This is a genomic window from Lentisphaera marina (genome assembly GCF_028745505.1).
GTDB classification, from domain to species: Bacteria; Verrucomicrobiota; Lentisphaeria; order Lentisphaerales; family Lentisphaeraceae; genus Lentisphaera; species Lentisphaera marina.
This window is the reverse complement of the sequence record NZ_JAQZZL010000002.1, coordinates 1352357-1369435: the sequence shown is the minus strand read 5'-3', so window position 1 is coordinate 1369435 and position 17079 is coordinate 1352357. Positions and strand designations below refer to the sequence as shown.

Here is a 17079-nt window from a genome sequence, read left to right as displayed (position 1 = left end):
TTGTGGGATATTTTGGAACAATTGATTATATATTTATGGGGATATACGTCTGCGTACTCGTAGGCTTGGGCTTATACCTCAAAGGTAAAGCATCGGAAAGTATAGAAGACTACATTACGGGTGCAGGCAAGATTCCTTGGTGGGCAATGGGTATTTCTGGGATGGCGCAATTTTTAGACTTAACGGGAACGGCCCTCATAGTTTCCTTTCTTTTTATGCTCGGCCCACAGGGTTTATTTATTGAGTTCCGTGGCGGAGCTGTTTTGATCCTCGCTTTTATGATGCTCTGGGTTGGTAAATGGCACAGGCGTTCAGGATGTTTAACCGGTGCACAATGGAATATTTTTCGTTTCGGTGACTGTTGGGGCGGACGATTTGCTCAACTCATCAGTGTAGTAGCAGTCGTTTTGACAACTATAGGGATGTTGGCCTACCTCACTAAAGGTGTGGGAATTTTTCTATCTACTTTCTTACCATTTTCACCTGAGTACTGTGCTTATGGACTTATCTTTTTGGCAGCTGTCTATACGATGTTTTCGGGTTTTTATGGGGTGATATTTACAGACTTGTTTCAAGGTGGAATCATACTCGTCGCGGTGGTTTATATAAGTGTAAAAGCTTTTGCCCTTGTGGGAAGTTCTGAGGAAATCTCTGCGGTGGCGATGCAGGTGACAAATAATCCTGATTGGATGAGTGCGGTTCCCAAGTGGAACGCCAATATGCCCAAAGGTTATGAATCCTACAAACCCCTGATACCGCTGATGCTTTTCTACTTGTTCCGCAATGTTTTTCATGGAATTGGTAACATTGGTGACCCTAAATATTTTGGAGCAAAAAATGACCGTGAATGCGGTAAGCTCACAGCTTTATGGACCATAATGATGACGTTTCGTTGGCCGATGATGATGGGCATAGCAGTTCTAGGTTTATTTCTCGTAAAAGATTTATTTCCAGATATGTCGGTTCTCAGCCAAGCAGGGGAGCTCATCCATAGTCATTTTCCCGATGTAAAAGAGCAGGGCTGGGGTGGGTTGATTTCAGGAATTGCTAATAATCCTCAAAATTATTCACCAGAGCTCATTTCTCAACTTCAAGGACTTCTAGGGTCCGATCAATATGTGGAAAAATTAAGTCTTATTTCCTACGACGGTACGGTGAACCCGGAGAAGATTTTACCAGCAGTTCTCATATTAACGGTCACAGAAGGTCTACGTGGCATTGTCGTCTTAGCTTTAATTGCAGCCTCGATGTCAACATTTGATAGTACTGTGAATATGGCAACAGGTATGACGGTCAATGACCTTTATCGCAAATATTTTAGACCCGATGCACCAACTAAAGAATTGATTCGCGTAAGTTGGGTGACGGTAGCAATTTTAGTTGTTGGTGGTGTGATTTTCGCTAACTCCGTTTCAAGTATTCACGAAATTTGGGGTTGGTTGATGATGGGGCTAGGTGGTGCCTTTCTCGTTCCAAACTTACTTCGTCTCTACTGGTGGCGTTTTAATGGAACCGGTTCAGCAGTAGGTTCATTAGTGGGGATGACTGCGGCAGTAATTCAACGTATTATTTGGCCTGAGATGAACGAGTTTGAGCAATTGGGTTATTCGCTAGTGGCGGGCTTAATTGGTGGCATAATTGGTACCTATATGGATAAACCAACTGAACCTGAAGTTTTAAAAACCTTTTATATGAAAACTCGACCTTTCGGAGTCTGGGGACATTTAAAAAGAATGTTGCCTGAAGATGAACAAAAAAAAGTGAGTAAAGAGCATTTTTACGACCTTATTTCAGTGCCTTTTGCCTTGCTTTGGCAGGTGTCCATGTTCCTTGCTCCCATGCTCTTAGTATTACACCATTGGCCAGCTTTTTGGGGAACTATGGTCTTGTTTCTCATAGGTGGTACTGGTCTCTATTTCTTTTGGTGGAGCAAACTACCAGAAGTTAACTTTTATGAAGATGAGGACCCCAGTCTTTTAAATGATTCAGAGGAGACTGTAAGTGAAGCCACTCCTTAATCTGATTCTTATCATAAGCTTATGTGTATCGTGTAGTTTTCATGATCTTGGAACTTGGGATGATCGTATTGCGACTCTAGCAAAACCTGGGGATGATCTACAAAAAATACTCAATAGCGGTTATGATTTGCATTTGCAGTCCGGACAAGTTTACCATTTAGAGGAGGCTTTGAATTTTAAGAAAGATGGTCAAAGAATATTGACCCCTGGTGCCAAGACAATTGCGGATTACGCAATTTTACGCCCTGCAAATGACTCGGTTCAGCAATTAGTGAACGGCAATGCCTATGATCATATTCTTTTGAAAAATGTGCTTTTAGATGGTTATAGGCGCTTCTATTCAGGAGCAGTGAAAATTTATAAAGTTCCTCAATCACCATTGGCATTCTTCGGCGGAAATGGCGCCAACTATCAGACTGTGGAGAGTTGTCTATTTATGGATACTCGAACTTGGTCGACCCTAAAGATTCACGAAGGTGGAAATAATTGTAAAATTATCAACAACATCATTCTTGGCGCTGGAGTGGGTCCTCGTGGCAATGGTCGCGAAGCGAGGGAGAAACCCTTTGCATGGGGAGATGGCATTACTTGTGCAGCTAAAAATACTCTAATTGCCAATAACCTAATTCTTGATCCCACCGATGTAGGGGCGGTGCTTTTTGGTGCTGCTGGCAGTATAGTGCGAGACAATGTCATAGCGACGATTTCACGCGAGTCACTCGGTGGTATAAATTTGGTGGATCCATTGGCTTATTATAAAATGGATGAAGAAGGTCTACGTACTGATTATCGCGGTTCAAAGTTGATTAATAATTATGTGGATGCCTGGGGTGGCAGAATTCATATGGCTTTCCCCATGGGCGCAGGCATTTGGGTTCCCTCTAAAAAAGATAAAATTTTGCACGGTGCTGAAATTAGAGATAATACAGTGGCAGGTGGAGCCGCAGCCTATGGCTTTATAGCGCATAATGTGGAAAATTTCACGATTGTCGGCAATAAAAGTACTGCAAGTTATTCAGGTTTAGCCGATGGCCTTGGTGATCAGTTACCAGAAAAGCCTGGAGCATTTATTTTTGATGCAGAAACGGTGAAAGATTCAAAACTTCAAAAAGAGTTTAAGCCAGCAGAACGTCATGTCTTACATCTACTTCGTTGTAATCATGGTAAGACTAATAAAATTGGCTACAGAGTTTATCGCTATGGAGATGATGAAGTAGAGGCAGTGGTTAGGACGGCATATGAAGAAATGTTAGGGCGCAAACCCAATTTGCGTGAGTTGACAAAATATGTGAACATCCTGCAAAATGAATTGCTTAACTCAGATTGGCTCAGACGTGATTTGATGAATACAAAAGAATTCAAAAATCAGTTTCCAGGTATCTCTGAAAGTCGTTTACAGAATTTTCGTTGGGCCCTTTGGTTGACTTTGATTGATCATGCGCAAATGAACGGTGAGAAGGAAGCCATGGACCTTTATCATCAATTAAGAAAAGATCTCTTAAATTCAGAACTAAGATCAAAAATGACTTCGAGTATCAAAGAGAAAGCTTCAGAGAAAGTTCATTGAAAAGTTTAATTTTTATAAATCTCACTTATTAAATAAGACCAAAAAAGGTATTTTCGTTAAAATTGGTCTACTTAGTTCGTGTAAGTGAGCTTTGTCAGTGGTATACTAAATGGATTATCTAGGAGATTAGAATGTTACGAAATAAAGATATCATAGAGATGCTTAAAAAGCGTTTTGAAAAGGGTTATTACGCCATGAGTGGGATCCCTTCTGAGCGCGATTTGGCCGATGAATTGGGTGTGGCTCGAATGACGGCTCGTCGTGCCTTGACGAAGTTGGTGGAAGAAGGCTATTTAAATAGGAAGTCAACTGGGCGCCTAGAATTCAATGAAAAACTGATTGTAAAAAACAAACAAATTTGCTTCTTAGCACCAAGTGTAAGTTCAAGTGATGTCGCTCTTTGGCTTAAAGATTTGAGAGAAGCTGCACAGGAACTTTCTATCAATATTTGTCCAGTGTTTTACTCCAGTTGGGATGATATTGTTTTTCACAGTGCTTTAGAGGGCTTTGATGGTCTATTTTTTATTCCTCGTTCCGATAATGTACCCGCATGGATCGTTAAAAAACTCAAAAAGGCCAAGACGCGCTTAGTTGTTTTAGGTTACGATATGTCTAACCTGGGTTTTCCTTCTCTTAATATTTTCTCCAATATTTTTATATCTCAACTTCTCGATAGTCTCTTGACCGCAGGTCATCAAAAAGTTGACTGCTTTAATGTTCAGGCACATAATTCTACGATTAGTCGGAGAATTGATCATTGGGAGTTCTGGAAAAAAATGCATGGTGTCAAGGGTGATTTAATCGATATTAATGGTACAGAGGCTCATGAGGGCGTCGCCAGTCGTGATTTTATTTCCAAATTGATAAAAGATGGCGAATTTAAAAGTTCTGCTTTGTTTTGCCTAACAATGCCAGCTGCTATCGGTGCCTGTAGAGCTTTGCGAGACCATGGTATAGAAGTTGGAAAGGATGTCGCAGTTTGTGTGGCAGATGGCGAGCTTCAAGCGGAATTGCACTGCCCATCAATAAGCTCACTGGAGCGTCCGGATATGAAGCCTTACTTAAAAATTTGTATTGAGTGGCTTCTGGATTCTAAAAGTGACTGGAACGGTAACCTTTTATTCGAAGCATCGAATGTTCGCCTCCATAAAGGGGAATCCACTACTCCTTAATTTTGCTTGGGTTTTTCACTAGCGTGATTTTTAATGATCAATTGGCTCATATATCGATCTAAGAGACGATGATATTTTAATTACTCGAAATCATTTCTATCGAAAATATAAGAATCAATACTTGCTCCGTAGGTAACGCTCATAGTACCTACGTTGCCATTGATAAATAAAGCTATAGTTCGCGCACCATTTCCATAGTCATAATTAATATTTGTATTGTTTGTTTCATCTAGAGTGGATCTATGGATGAAGGGATTAGTATAGTGATTGATAGGACTTATCATGGGTTCTATTTTACCAGATGTCTGTGCTTCTGTTAGAGTATACGTATCGTAGAAATATTTATTTAGACCATAATCACTTCTTCCTGCTTGGTGAATATCATCAAATTCTAATGGACCTTTATTGGCCCGTTGAATGGGGCAGTACATTACGTCCACATAAGATGAATCCCACATTTGCTGTTTGGCATTTGGCCAGCTACTTCTATCAAATGTTATACCTGTCATTGCTTCGTAACTTTTAGAGCTCCAAAAAAGTTCGTTTGGCCAGCCTCCCGTATTAGTTGGTTCGGGTATGAAATTATCATTGTCATCAGCATAAATCATTAAACCTAAGTATATTTGTTTAAGGTTGTTTTTAGAAAGTGCTTCTCTACTTTGGTTTCTGGCTTTTCCTAAAGTAGGTAGAATCAAAGAGGCGAGTACTCCAATGATAGCAATGACAACTAGCAGTTCAATCAAGGTGAAATTCTTGTGTTTCATAGTTAACAACCCATAATTTAATATTTATTCACCGATAGATATCAAGTCATTTTAAGGACCTTAATCAGTAAATTACTTTTTTTCTATAATTTTCACTGCAGGAGGTAAATGGTTTAAAGCTTCTTGCTTGAATTGCCCAGGCTTAATTATTGCTACATTAACATCCCTAGTGGCTTCATGGGGATGTAAATCATAGATAGGTGTGGATCGGATATCCACACTTTCTACTTCCATACCTCTTATATGACTGAGGGAGTTGATTCCTGTATGCTGAAAGTCTAGGTAATTAATTTTGAGAAATCTCAAAAAACATAAGCTAGATGACCATGGGTCTTCATTGCTAAGGCGAATCAATTCTTTGCCTCTTAGTGTGAGTTTAACCTCTTCTAAATGATAATGTAAATTATTTACATCCCAATTTGGGTTCCATGTTTTAATGATTTGTTTGACGACAAAAGGACTCATGACAATGGGTTTTTTTACATCGTTCCGATAACAAACCGCTCGTTCCATGAATTGCTGCTTAAATTCCAAAAAGCGATCAGGTAGTTTATTGACAGCACGAAGGAAATCAACAAAATCATCGCCAGCTTCAAGTAAGCCATCAGGTCTTTTCGTTTTTTTATTAAATTTTTTGGCAATGCTTATGAGTTCAACGGGAGCTTTAATTTTATCTTTTATAATCGATTCAAAATCCTGCCTGATCATGTAGATCATGAACATTTCTTTATGGAAGTTTTGGGGATTATCCTGACGTTTATATATTTCCATTGCCTGTTTGGAAGATCGTTCAGGAGAACTGAAGTAAAGGGGGTAGAGCATAAGGTTTTTGGCAACTTTTAATTCTCTATCAGTGAGTTCCGTATTAAGTCTCTTTTCTTTGTGAACTGACTTTTTTAATTCTCTACCAGTGATTTCGAGTTTTTGAACGGATTCGGCCAGAGAGAGGTTTTTTTCTTTGAGGTTCATTAGGAAATAAGAGGAAAGCCCCAGGATTAGACAGAAGGCTGTAACAATCGTCCAACAGAGCTGAAGGTTGCGGCGGAAGAGTAGGTGTAACTCCTTGAAGAAACCAGCCTTTTCAGCAGTGGTGGCGAATCCTCCCATGTAATTACTTATTTCGTTTTTTAATTCTTCTACTTTTGAATAGCGCAGATTCGCCTTGTGCGACATGGCTTTGTTAATAACAGCAGAAATGCTTTGTGGGATTTTTTCTTTAGGTACATTGGAATAAAGGAATTTTAGTAAAGCTCCAAGACTGTAGATGTCAGTTTTTGTACCTAATAAAGCTCCAGGTTCGCTTTGTTCAGGGGCCATGAAACCCGGAGTTCCTCTCTTACTTTTACACTTTAATTTAGGTTCAATTTTTTGGCTAAGACCCCAGTCACTGATTAGAACTTCACCATGTGAACCAATCTGTATATTAGCTGGTTTGAGGTCTAGATGAATGATGCCTTCGGAGTGAGCATAAGATATAGCATCACAGATTTTTAGGAAGATCTCTAGATTTTGAGATGCATTGGATTCCTGTTTTTTGATGTAATCATTTAGAGTACTGTTCTGCATCAGTTCCATAGTAAAATATGGCGTATCTTCTTTCCTAATGCCAAAATCAAGGATCTTAATGATGTTGGGATGCTTGAATGACGCAGTTAGAAAAATTTCATTGATAAAACTTTCAGCTTCTCTTTCTGGTATCGCATCCTGTAGTTCGGCTAGCGCAACTTCTCTATTGAGTTGTGTATCATAAGCTGAATAGATGTTTTTTTGGCCACCTGAAGCGATTAGCTTAACATTGCTGTAACGCGCATCATCTCTTTTGGAGAGAGAGTTTTCTTCTTCCCAAATATCATGATCTTCATCCAGAAAATTACTGAGGGATTTTGGGAAGTCTTCAGTCACAGTTCTAGGTGCCTGCGGATGTTATCTATTTCTTTTTTAAAAGCTTTTTTTACTCGGCTACGAAGTACAAAAACGCTATCTTTTGTGAGCTCTAGTTCAGAGGCAATTGTCTCGCTATCTTTACCGTCAAGACTTAAAATAAAGACCTGAATGGAGCTTTCTGAAAAGGATTCGCGAAGTCGCTCAAACGCAAGTTTGGTAAGGTGTTTTTTCCATTCGTTTTCAATGATTTCTTCAAGGCTAGTAGACTTCATGTTGTCATCGAGCTCATGGTAGGCGCTTTCACGATTTTTTGTCGCCTTGAGCTGATTGAAATGCCTAGCGATTGTATTTCTAATGATGGTGCTCAGCCAAGTTCGGAAGCCCGCTTTTTCTTGCTGGTAAGTAGGGATAGATTTCCAGATTTTTAAAAGAATGATCTGTGATAAATCATCTTTTGTACTGGCGTCAACTCGATGTTTATTGAGAACCATGCCAATAAAGGGCTCATAGAATTTTACGAATTCTTCCCAAGTTTCAATATCCTCGGGTTCAGCCTTGGCTCTTTCAATTAAGGTGAGCTTAGTTTTCCATTGATCAGTCATTAAGAAACCTAGTACTTGGGATTAATAAAGAGAACAAAAATAAATAAATTTATGGGAAATTATTTTACTTTTACGCTATAATTTTAAATATTCCACTAGAGCTCATTAAGTTTTATAAGTTGACTCGATATATGTTGGCAAGCCGTATTTTTAAAAGGGAACAACATGATTAGTAAGCTCAAATTTCTAGTATTCTATTCTTTAATAAGTCTTAATCTTTTAGTCTTTGCCGATAAACCAAATATTGTTTTATATGTAGCGGACGATTTTGGACGAGCTAGTATAAATGCCCTTGGTGCTAAGCATGAGTTTGTGGAAACTCCCAATCTAAATAAACTAATAGAAAATGGGGTCAATTTCACAAATGCTTTCACGACGGCCTCAGTCTGTAGCCCCACGCGATATACGATGCTTACCGGACAGTATTCCTGGCGAACGAAGCTCAAGAAAGGGGTGGTTAATAATAGTGACCCATTGATCATATCCACAGAAACGCTAACTCTAGGAAAAATGCTCCAAGAGCAAGGCTATCGAACTGCTGCAGTGGGAAAATGGCATTTAGGTTATTTCTCAAAAAAATTTGATAATCTTTTAGGTGAAATTTTTCCAGGTCCAAATGATGTCGGCTTTGATTATCATTTTGGAGTACCGAATAACCTTGACGACCTTCATAAAGTTTACATTGAAAATAACAAAATTTATGGTTTGCGATCTAATAAAATTGAAGCCTGGGGAAAAAGTTTTTATGGTGGACAAGCCTACAAAGGTTATGATGCACCCCAGCGAGTTTGTGATGAGGTTATGGATTACACGGGAAATAAAGCTATTGAATGGATGAAAAAAGATAAGAAAAAACCATTTTTTCTTTATTATGCGGCGGCTGCCGTTCATCATCCGATCACGCCCTCTAAGCGTATGAAAGGGACAAGTGCTGTGGGGCTTTATGGCGACTTTATTCATGATGTCGATCATTCGGTGGGGCAATTTATGACTGTTCTTGAAGAAAATGGTCTTTTGGAAAATACGATATTTATTTTCACCAGTGATAATGGTGGTGATATTCCAACGAATAAGGATTGGCCTGAGTATAAAGCATATGAAATGGGCTTTCATTTCAATGGTCCTTTACGCGGTGATAAACATCAAATTTATGAGGGTGGCTTAAAGGTACCCTTCATTGTAAGTTGGCCTGCAAAAGTAGAAAAGGGCATAGAGTCTAAAGAGCTTGTGACCACCGCCGATTTCTTCAGCACTTTCTCGGAACTCATAACTGGAGCATTACCGAAGGCGTCAATCGCCGCTCCGGATAGCTTTAGTTTTGCCCATATACTTTTAAATACAGATGAAACAGAACAACGTCAATCAATTGTTCATCGCGATGCACAGGGTAGGCAGGCTTTCCGCAAAGGGAAATGGAAATTAGTCGACAATTATTTTCCTGAAAATGGCAATAAGAAAGGGGAAACTCGTGGGAATAAAATGCTTTTTGACCTAGAATCTGATCCATTGGAAAGTGTAAATCAAATAAAAAAATATCCAGAAGTTGCCATGGAACTTCAGAAAGAACTGCAGGAAATTCGCGATGCAAAAAGTAGTCGCACATTACAATAAATGCATAGTGAAATAGCATTCCTTTTGTTTTATAAACATGATTTGAGGTGTTGAATGAATGATTCCGAGAAAGAACTCGCTAAGGTATACTTGACTCGAGAAGAAAAAGATTATATCCAGGAAAAACTTGAATTAATTGAAAAAATTGAAGGTCAACTAAAGGCCAAGAATATATCAATTACTGAAGCTGAAATATGTCTTTCGGAGGCTATGCTTAAGATTGAAGGTCTTATGACAGAAGCCGCTAGGAGACAAAGTGAAGAATTGACTTCGAGTAAAAAGACGTTGTCCGTAAATCGAACGAGAAAATTAAAGAGTAAATCCAAGGCTAATAAAAGAAGAATTATGCGAACTAAGCAAAAATCATCATCAGGAAAGTTAGTATTATTTGGACTGATACTAGCTTTTAGCCTAGGTTTAAGCTTCAGTAAACTTCGCCTGAAAGCTAATGAATTGAACAATAGCACAGCTCAAGAGGATAAACCTCAACTTAGTTCAGTGTTAGTGAGTGAGATTGTTGATCCTCGCGATAGTTTTTTAAAATCCAGAGCTCCCAAAGTTGCAGCTTCAAGAATAATAATTGACCTTAAATCATTAAATAAATTAGAAAAAAAGAACTTCAATAAGCAAAAAGAGTTAGATGATATTCGGGCGAATTTGAAGCCTTACACAGGGCCACATTTTTCGGGTGTGGATTGTAATACTTTGGATAAAAAGGTGATGGCGGGTTACCAAGCTTGGTTTACGGCAAAGGGCGATGGTTCAGGCGATGACTGGTTTCATTATCGAGCTGGTAATGACATGAAGCCGGGGAAAATTACTATTGACCTTTGGCCCGATATGTCTGAAATGGATGATGACGAAAAATATGCTACACCTTTCAAACATTCGGATGGCAGTACGGCTTACCTATTTAGTTCTTATAATCCAAAGACAGTGGATCGTCACTTTGGATGGATGAAAGAACATGATTTAGATGGTGTATTCTTACAACGCTTTGGGGTTAATTTAAAGAATTCTAAGATGTATGATCGTCGAAATCAGATTATGAGCTTTGTTCAGGCAGCAGCGAATAAACACGGTAGAGCTTGGGCAACAATGTACGATCTTTCTGGTTTAAGAAAGGGAGATATACAAAAGTATCTCATTCCGGACTGGAAGGCACTCATTGATAATGCAAAAATTGATCACGATAAATCGTATATGTATCACAAAGGCAAACCTGTGATTGCGATTTGGGGCGTAGGCTTTGATGATGAGCGTGATTATAGCTTAGAGGAATGTGAGGAATTAATTGATTTCTTAAAGAACGATCCACGTTATGGTGGCAACACGATTATGTTAGGTATACCCTCATTTTGGAGAGATCAGCACAGGGATGCCGAAAAGCATGACAGATTACATGAGGTTTTATCTAAAGCTGATATTTTGAGCCCGTGGACTCCTGGACGTTACCGTACTCCGAAAGAAGCAAAGGAGCATGCGGAGCAATACGTTGCCAAGGATATAGCTTGGACTGAAGCGAAAGGACTCGATTTCATGCCAGTCGCATTTCCGGGCTTTAGTTGGCAGAATTTGATGCGACAAAAAGGAAAGCATGCTCCCTTGAATCATATACCTCGACTCAAAGGACAGTTCCTTTGGTCTCAAGCTTATCACTACAAAAAAGCTGGTGCTAAGATGCTCTACCTAGCAATGTTTGATGAAGTCGACGAAGGGACTGCTTTATTTAAATGCACCAATAATCCACCCGTCGGAGCCAGTAAATTTTCAGATTATGAAGGTTTGCCCAGCGATCATTACCTCTGGCTCAGTGGTCAAATCAAGCGAATGTACAAAGGTGAGCTAAAAGCTAAGCCCCAAATGGTAACTAGATAAGATTTATTACGATTAGCTATAAAGTGGGCAAAGCGCTCTAAGCGCCTGCTGAATATTAAATCCCTTAAAAGGAGATTTCGTGAGAGACAATCGTCTTGCTCTTATGTAAAATATTATGTCCTATTGTGGTCAATTGTAAAATCCAGTTATTTTTTCGCTTGAGGCGCTAGTTTATTCTGGTAAACTTTCATTTCTTGAGGGAGAAGTTTTAAGTTCTCTTCTTCAAATTGCCCAGGCGTAATAACTAGAGTATTTACTTTTAGAGCTTCATTGTGAGTGGGGAATTCTTGAATAGGTGTTGCTCGAATATCCAATCGTTGAATATGGAGGCCGTCTAGCTGTGTAAGAGATTCAACACCTGCCTGCCTCATGTCCAGGTTATTAATATTTAGTAAGTGCAAAAATGATTGTCCCGAAGAATAGGGGGATTCAACTTTGAGTATGCTTACAGCCTCACCTTTAAGGCGAAGATTCATATTCTTTGGATTGTAATAAAGATCCTTAAGAAGCCAGTCCGGATTCCAAGCTTGTATTAAACTCTTTAATCCATGGACTGGGACAGCCGATTCCTGGGTGACTGCGTTCCTGTAGGAAATAGCCCTTTCCGCGAATTCTTGTTTAAAGTCCTGATGTTCAAAAGCTAGTTTATTGACGAGTGTAAACAAATGATTAAAATCTTTATCTTCCTGAAGTAAACCATTCTCCCCCTTCTCTTTCTTTGCACAGATTTTGGCTATTCTCATCAGTGGGCCAGGGGCTTTGATTTTTTGTTTTAAGATTGATTGAAAATCTTGGCGAATCATGAGTGCCATAAAGAGGTCTTTATGGTGTTTTTTTGGATCTTTTTGACTCAAGTAAATATCAACTGCTTGTTTGGATGACTCTTGAGGTGAATTGAAATAAAGGGGGCCAGTCATGAGTTTTTTTGCTCTTTTAAGTTCAGACTTTAAAAAGAGATCGTTTATCTTAGCTTCTTTCTTAAGCTGCTGTTTAAGTTTACGACTCTCCTTTTTTGCCTTATCTAATGACTGAGTCAAGCTTTGCTTTTTGTTGTTGATATCAATGAAAGAATAAATGGCCACGCCCACAAGTATGGCAAAGATCATTAAAAGAAATGAACAGGCACTCTGATTTTCTTGGTAAAACTTAGCAAAGCCTTTAAAGAAACCGCTTTCTTGAGGTTCTATGTTTCGACTTTTTAGAAATTTTTCGATATCCCCCTCTAAGTCATTTATACTTTGGTAGCGGTTTTCTGCATTGTCGGACGAAGTTTTAGAGATGATTGAGCTTATGGCATCTGAGGGTGGGGTGTTTCGGTCTTTAGAATATAAGCTTTTTAGGATTGATCCGAGTTTGGCAATGTCTGAACTTGCATCAAGAGTCACTTCGCTGTCAGCGTTTTTACTTGTGTCAGAATCAGAACCTTCATTTAGTTCTTTAGTCTCAGTAGTTTTAGGTTCAGATAGTTTAATATTTTGTGCCCATTCCGTCACAATGACTTCACCATTGGCGGCTAAGACGATATTATCCGTACTCAGCTTTTCATGACTTAAGTTTAGTGCGTGGGCATGACTGATGAGGCCACAGATTTTTTTAAAGATTTCCAAATTCTTAATTTCAGAAGAGTCAGCACTTCGGATATAATCTTTTAAAGGTTTATTATCGCTTTGTTGAATGGTGAAATAGGGCTTGCCTTCTTTCCAAGTACCAAAGTCGAGGATTTGAAGTGTATTGGGGTGATTTAAAGATGTAGTAATGATAATTTCGTTGACGAAATCTAATTGATTCTGATTATCACCAATGGATTCAACCAGAGTAACACTACGTTTAAACTTATTGTCATAGGCAGAATAAGTGTTCTTATTATCGCAGGAAGAAACAAGATCAATTTTGCTGTAGCGTGAGCTTTCTTTCTCTGAGTTAGAGTTATCTGACTTCCATAACTTAAGTTCAGAATCATCATGAATGGTTTTTATAGCATCTTTTTTCTTTTCTGAACCCATATTCAATTCTCATGTTTTTATAAATGAAGCCTTTCAATCAGGATATTTGGCATCTAAGAATTTAGTGGCTATGACTTTAAAATGAAAACATTTATGCGGCTAAGAGGCCATGATTTATAGATTACTTTCATATATAATTATGATTGAGTTTATTTTTATTAAATAGCTTCTTGCTAAACGATGCTTTATAATTTTTCATGCGATTCAGGCATTAAACGGGGAAATGCTCCTTAATCACCTGGACAAGGATAGGTGAATTCTTGTGGATAAAACTCGAAAGGGAGAGCGTCCCTTTCGAAAGTAGAGAATTATGACCTTAATTATTTTTTGTTATGCTCCATGAGTGCTTTCTTAAGTTGAGCGGCAATTTCGGGGTAATCATTGATAAGATTTTTACTTTCACCTATATCATTACTGAGATCATAAAGGCTAGGTCCCTTAGTTTTTCGAGCAGTACTCTTGAGTTTAAAAGTTTCGACTTGATGATACTTCCAGTTTTTATGGCGCACTGCACGTGGGCTATAAAAAAAGTAGTCGTGCAGAGTTTTAAAGTTTGTAGGGTCTTCATAAAGTTCGAGGGCATTTTTACCATTGAGCAAATCCGCGTCTTGAGCAGTAGCGCCAGTGATTTCTGCTAGTGTGGGGAAGATATCCATGGAAAGCGTCATGGCATCTGATACGGAGCCTTTGGGGATTTTAGCAGGCCATCTTATGATGGCAGGAACCCTTTGACCACCCTCGAAACTCGTCATTTTCCCTTCGAAAAGGGGGAGTGCCGAACCACCATGTGTTTTCTTTACAAGCCACGGGCCATTATCACTCGTGTAGATAAAGAGAGTGTTTTTAGCAATGTTTTTTTCATTGAGATGATCGATGATTCTGCCCACGTTATAGTCAATCTCTTCAATAACATCTCCATAAATACCTCCAGCACTTTTACCTTCAAAATCTTTCGATACATACAGAGGTGTGTGTGGCATACTATGAGCTAGGTAGAGGAAGAAGGGCTTTTTATTCTCTATACTTTCATCAATGAATTGTAGACTTTCATCAGTGAAACGTTTTGTGATGGTTCTTTGATCGGCAGGAAATTCTACACACTCGTCATTACGCATGATAGGTACTTTGTCTTTCATACCCACGGGACGTTGTTTGTTTTTATCAAAAGCTTTTTTGAGTAGTTCTTGATTCATGCCTTCGAGGAAAAGGCAATCTTTTGAATATTTCATGCTGGAAGCAGGGAACATATCATTGCTGTAGGGAATGCCATAGTAAGAATCAAAACCTTGATTGGTGGGGAGAAATTCGAGTTCATCGCCCAAATGCCATTTACCGACTGCTTTTGTTGCGTAACCGACTGATTTGAGGAGTTCGGCAATGGTTTGATGCTCGGGGGCAAGGCCTTTGTGTCCGCGGTTGGGGAAAAAGACACCTGGAACACCGACGTTTTTTGGATAGCGACCAGTCAAAAGTGCTGCACGTGAAGCCGAGCATACAGGTGAAGCCACGTAATAACTCGTGAGTTTTAAACCTTCTTCGGCAAGTTGATCAATACGAGGACTTTTGATAGTTTCTGATCCATAGCATGAGAGGTCGTTGTATCCTTGGTCATCAGTTAAAATGATAATGACATTGGGTTTACTGCTGTCTACAGCCATTAAAAACTGTAAACTTATTAGAGTGAGTAGACTAAATAATTTCATGTTTACTTCTTCTTTTTATTTTTTGTTTTAACTAAAGAACGCTCGGTAGCAATAGGATCAGCATCTGAGAGAGTGCTGAGCTGAGTAATAAGCGCTTCTTTCATGTCTTGAATTAAGCTTTTGTATTCTGGGTTATCGATCTGATTTTTGAGTTCATGAGGGTCGAGTTTCCGATTGAAAAACTCGTACTCTGGTCGCTTGTTCAGTTGTTGGACTCGCTTTTTGTATATTGGGTCTTTTATGGAGAGCTCAAGCCAAGTCGAAGCTATGTCAACTTTGCCTTTTTTTGTTTTACTAAGATCATTTTCTAAAGCCGCGCTTAAGGTCGTATTTGATGTTATACCCGTGTGATTTGGATTGTAAATCAGTGAGTAGTCTTTATTGCGAATAACGCGAATAGGAAAAATTCGTTCGCGATTATCAATAATGTTACAGTTTGTAAATGCACCGTATACATAAGGACGGATTTCTGTCTCATCTCCTTGAATAGCTTTAAGAAAACTTAAACCATCAAAATCATCTTCTTTAGCATTGTAGTTTGCGGCCTCCGCAAGGGTAGGAGCAATATCGGACAAAGAGATGAGTTGATTGATTTGCTTACTTTTGGCTCCGGGCCAATGCGCTACCATGCCGGAATGAAGTCCTGTGTCGTAGCAGGTCCATTTACTGAAGGGGAATTGTGAGCCTTGCTCACTACAAACGATGAAAATGGTCTTGTCCAATAAATTCTTATCTTTTAAAAGATTTTCCACACGACCAACTAAGGAGTCAAAATTAGTGACCTCAGCATAATACTGAACCATGGCTTCGCGCATGGTGGGTGTGTCAATCCAGTAGGGAGGAACAGTAAGTTGATCAGCTGAATATTGAGATGGATCACCTGTAGTGAAGGGTGCATGAGAATCATCTGAGGCAATAAATAGGCAGAAAGGCTTTTGTTCTGTTCTAGCAGAATCGATGAATTTTGCGGACTCCGCAACTAGGTGATCATTGCCATCCTTACTTTTGGAGATGCCTTTTACATATTCAAAAGGGTATGCTTTGCTTGGGCCGACATGACTTTTACCTAGTAAAGCCACTCGATAGCCCATTGGCTTTAGGTAATGAGGTAGGCTTTTTGTTTCTGGAGTCGATTTTGAGTGATTTGCCAGAGTACCTGTTCTCCATGGAGAACGGCCGGAATAAAGTTCCTGGCGGAAAGGGGCACACATAGCTACTGTTGCATAGAGGTTCTCAAAAATAAGTCCTTCAGAAGCAATGCGGTCAATATTTGGAGTTTGGCAATCTTTGTTACCGTAAATGCCCCAACTATCACGATTCATGTCATCGGCAAGGATGAAAACGATATTGGTTTTTTGAGCGTAAAGTAGGGCCGAAAAAGATAGATATAAAACTAAAAAATGAAGTCTCATGAAAGGCCTAGGTTAAATTTTGTGTTATATAAATTACACTGCCAAAAACTTAAGCTTACATTTAATAAAAAGTTTTAGAGAATTTTTTCGAAATCAATTTCCATGAAGTCTTCGACATTGGGGATCCAAATGTTTTGAACAAAGTCGAGATGATCAGGGTGATTATTGTAGTATTCGTATTCTTTAGGGCTTTTGAATTTCATGAATAAACCAAATTCGAATTTATTTTTTGGACTGGTTTCACGGACAATTTTAAATTTGCTGACGGTCTCAATTTTTTTTAATTTGAGTGCTTTAGCAAAAAATTCTTCTCTGCTAAGAGGGGAATCAGTTTTGAGAGTAAAAACAACACCGTGGGTAATCATAGAATTTATCCAAAATAAAAAATTAAAAAATCTACATTTAGTTATACTACTTATAAGTAACGTATTTATAAGAACTTGGTAACAAGAAAATGAGATTATT

Annotated in this window: 12 protein-coding genes; 5 read left to right on the top strand and 7 right to left on the bottom strand. The window is 38.9% G+C overall.

Going from position 1 to position 17079, the window contains the following annotated elements:
* Positions 1–2 precede the first annotated feature (2 nt).
* The 3 genes from PQO01_RS16490 to PQO01_RS16480 all read left to right on the top strand — a co-directional run bounded on the left by PQO01_RS16490 (position 3) and on the right by PQO01_RS16480 (position 4757).
* On the top strand, positions 3–2018 hold the full coding sequence (locus PQO01_RS16490; protein WP_274315200.1) for a sodium:solute symporter family transporter: 2016 nt from the start codon (positions 3–5) through the stop codon (positions 2016–2018).
* On the top strand, positions 2002–3585 hold the full coding sequence (locus PQO01_RS16485; RefSeq protein WP_274315199.1) for a right-handed parallel beta-helix repeat-containing protein: 1584 nt from the start codon (positions 2002–2004) through the stop codon (positions 3583–3585). Before PQO01_RS16490 ends, PQO01_RS16485 begins: the two co-directional genes overlap by 17 nt.
* Positions 3586–3716: 131 nt before the next feature.
* On the top strand, positions 3717–4757 hold the full coding sequence (locus PQO01_RS16480; protein WP_274315197.1) for a substrate-binding domain-containing protein: 1041 nt from the start codon (positions 3717–3719) through the stop codon (positions 4755–4757).
* An 80-nt stretch (positions 4758–4837) separates the two neighbouring features.
* Here the strand turns inward: PQO01_RS16480 and PQO01_RS16475 are convergent, their stop codons facing one another.
* The 3 genes from PQO01_RS16475 to PQO01_RS16465 form a co-directional block, all read right to left on the bottom strand.
* On the bottom strand, positions 4838–5521 hold the full coding sequence (locus PQO01_RS16475) for a prepilin-type N-terminal cleavage/methylation domain-containing protein (RefSeq protein ID WP_274315196.1): 684 nt from the start codon (positions 5519–5521) through the stop codon (positions 4838–4840).
* Between the two features lie 72 nt (positions 5522–5593).
* On the bottom strand, positions 5594–7423 hold the full coding sequence (locus tag PQO01_RS16470; protein ID WP_274315195.1) for a serine/threonine-protein kinase: 1830 nt from the start codon (positions 7421–7423) through the stop codon (positions 5594–5596).
* On the bottom strand, positions 7420–8007 hold the full coding sequence (locus PQO01_RS16465; protein WP_274315193.1) for a sigma-70 family RNA polymerase sigma factor: 588 nt from the start codon (positions 8005–8007) through the stop codon (positions 7420–7422). Before PQO01_RS16465 ends, PQO01_RS16470 begins: the two co-directional genes overlap by 4 nt.
* A gap of 165 nt (positions 8008–8172) precedes the next feature.
* Between PQO01_RS16465 and PQO01_RS16460 the strand changes: the two genes are divergently transcribed.
* Positions 8173–9618 (top strand): sulfatase family protein, encoded by a 1446-nt coding sequence (locus PQO01_RS16460; protein ID WP_274315191.1) that lies wholly within the window; start codon positions 8173–8175, stop codon positions 9616–9618.
* A 54-nt stretch (positions 9619–9672) separates the two neighbouring features.
* Positions 9673–11496: a glycoside hydrolase family 99 protein gene (locus PQO01_RS16455; RefSeq protein ID WP_274315190.1), complete on the top strand. Its 1824-nt coding sequence runs from the start codon at positions 9673–9675 to the stop codon at positions 11494–11496.
* Between the two features lie 146 nt (positions 11497–11642).
* Here the strand turns inward: PQO01_RS16455 and PQO01_RS16450 are convergent, their stop codons facing one another.
* The 4 genes from PQO01_RS16450 to PQO01_RS16435 form a co-directional block, all read right to left on the bottom strand.
* The gene (locus PQO01_RS16450) at positions 11643–13499 is read right to left on the bottom strand and encodes a protein kinase (protein WP_274315188.1); all 1857 of its coding nucleotides are present in this window, start codon (positions 13497–13499) and stop codon (positions 11643–11645) included.
* Between the two features lie 320 nt (positions 13500–13819).
* Positions 13820–15202, bottom strand: coding sequence for a sulfatase family protein (locus PQO01_RS16445; protein ID WP_274315186.1), 1383 nt, complete (start codon positions 15200–15202; stop codon positions 13820–13822).
* Positions 15203–15204: 2 nt separating this feature from the next.
* Positions 15205–16614: a sulfatase family protein gene (locus tag PQO01_RS16440; protein WP_274315185.1), complete on the bottom strand. Its 1410-nt coding sequence runs from the start codon at positions 16612–16614 to the stop codon at positions 15205–15207.
* 74 nt (positions 16615–16688) lie between these two features.
* On the bottom strand, positions 16689–16979 hold the full coding sequence (locus tag PQO01_RS16435) for a Dabb family protein (protein ID WP_274315184.1): 291 nt from the start codon (positions 16977–16979) through the stop codon (positions 16689–16691).
* Positions 16980–17079: the final 100 nt, after the last annotated feature.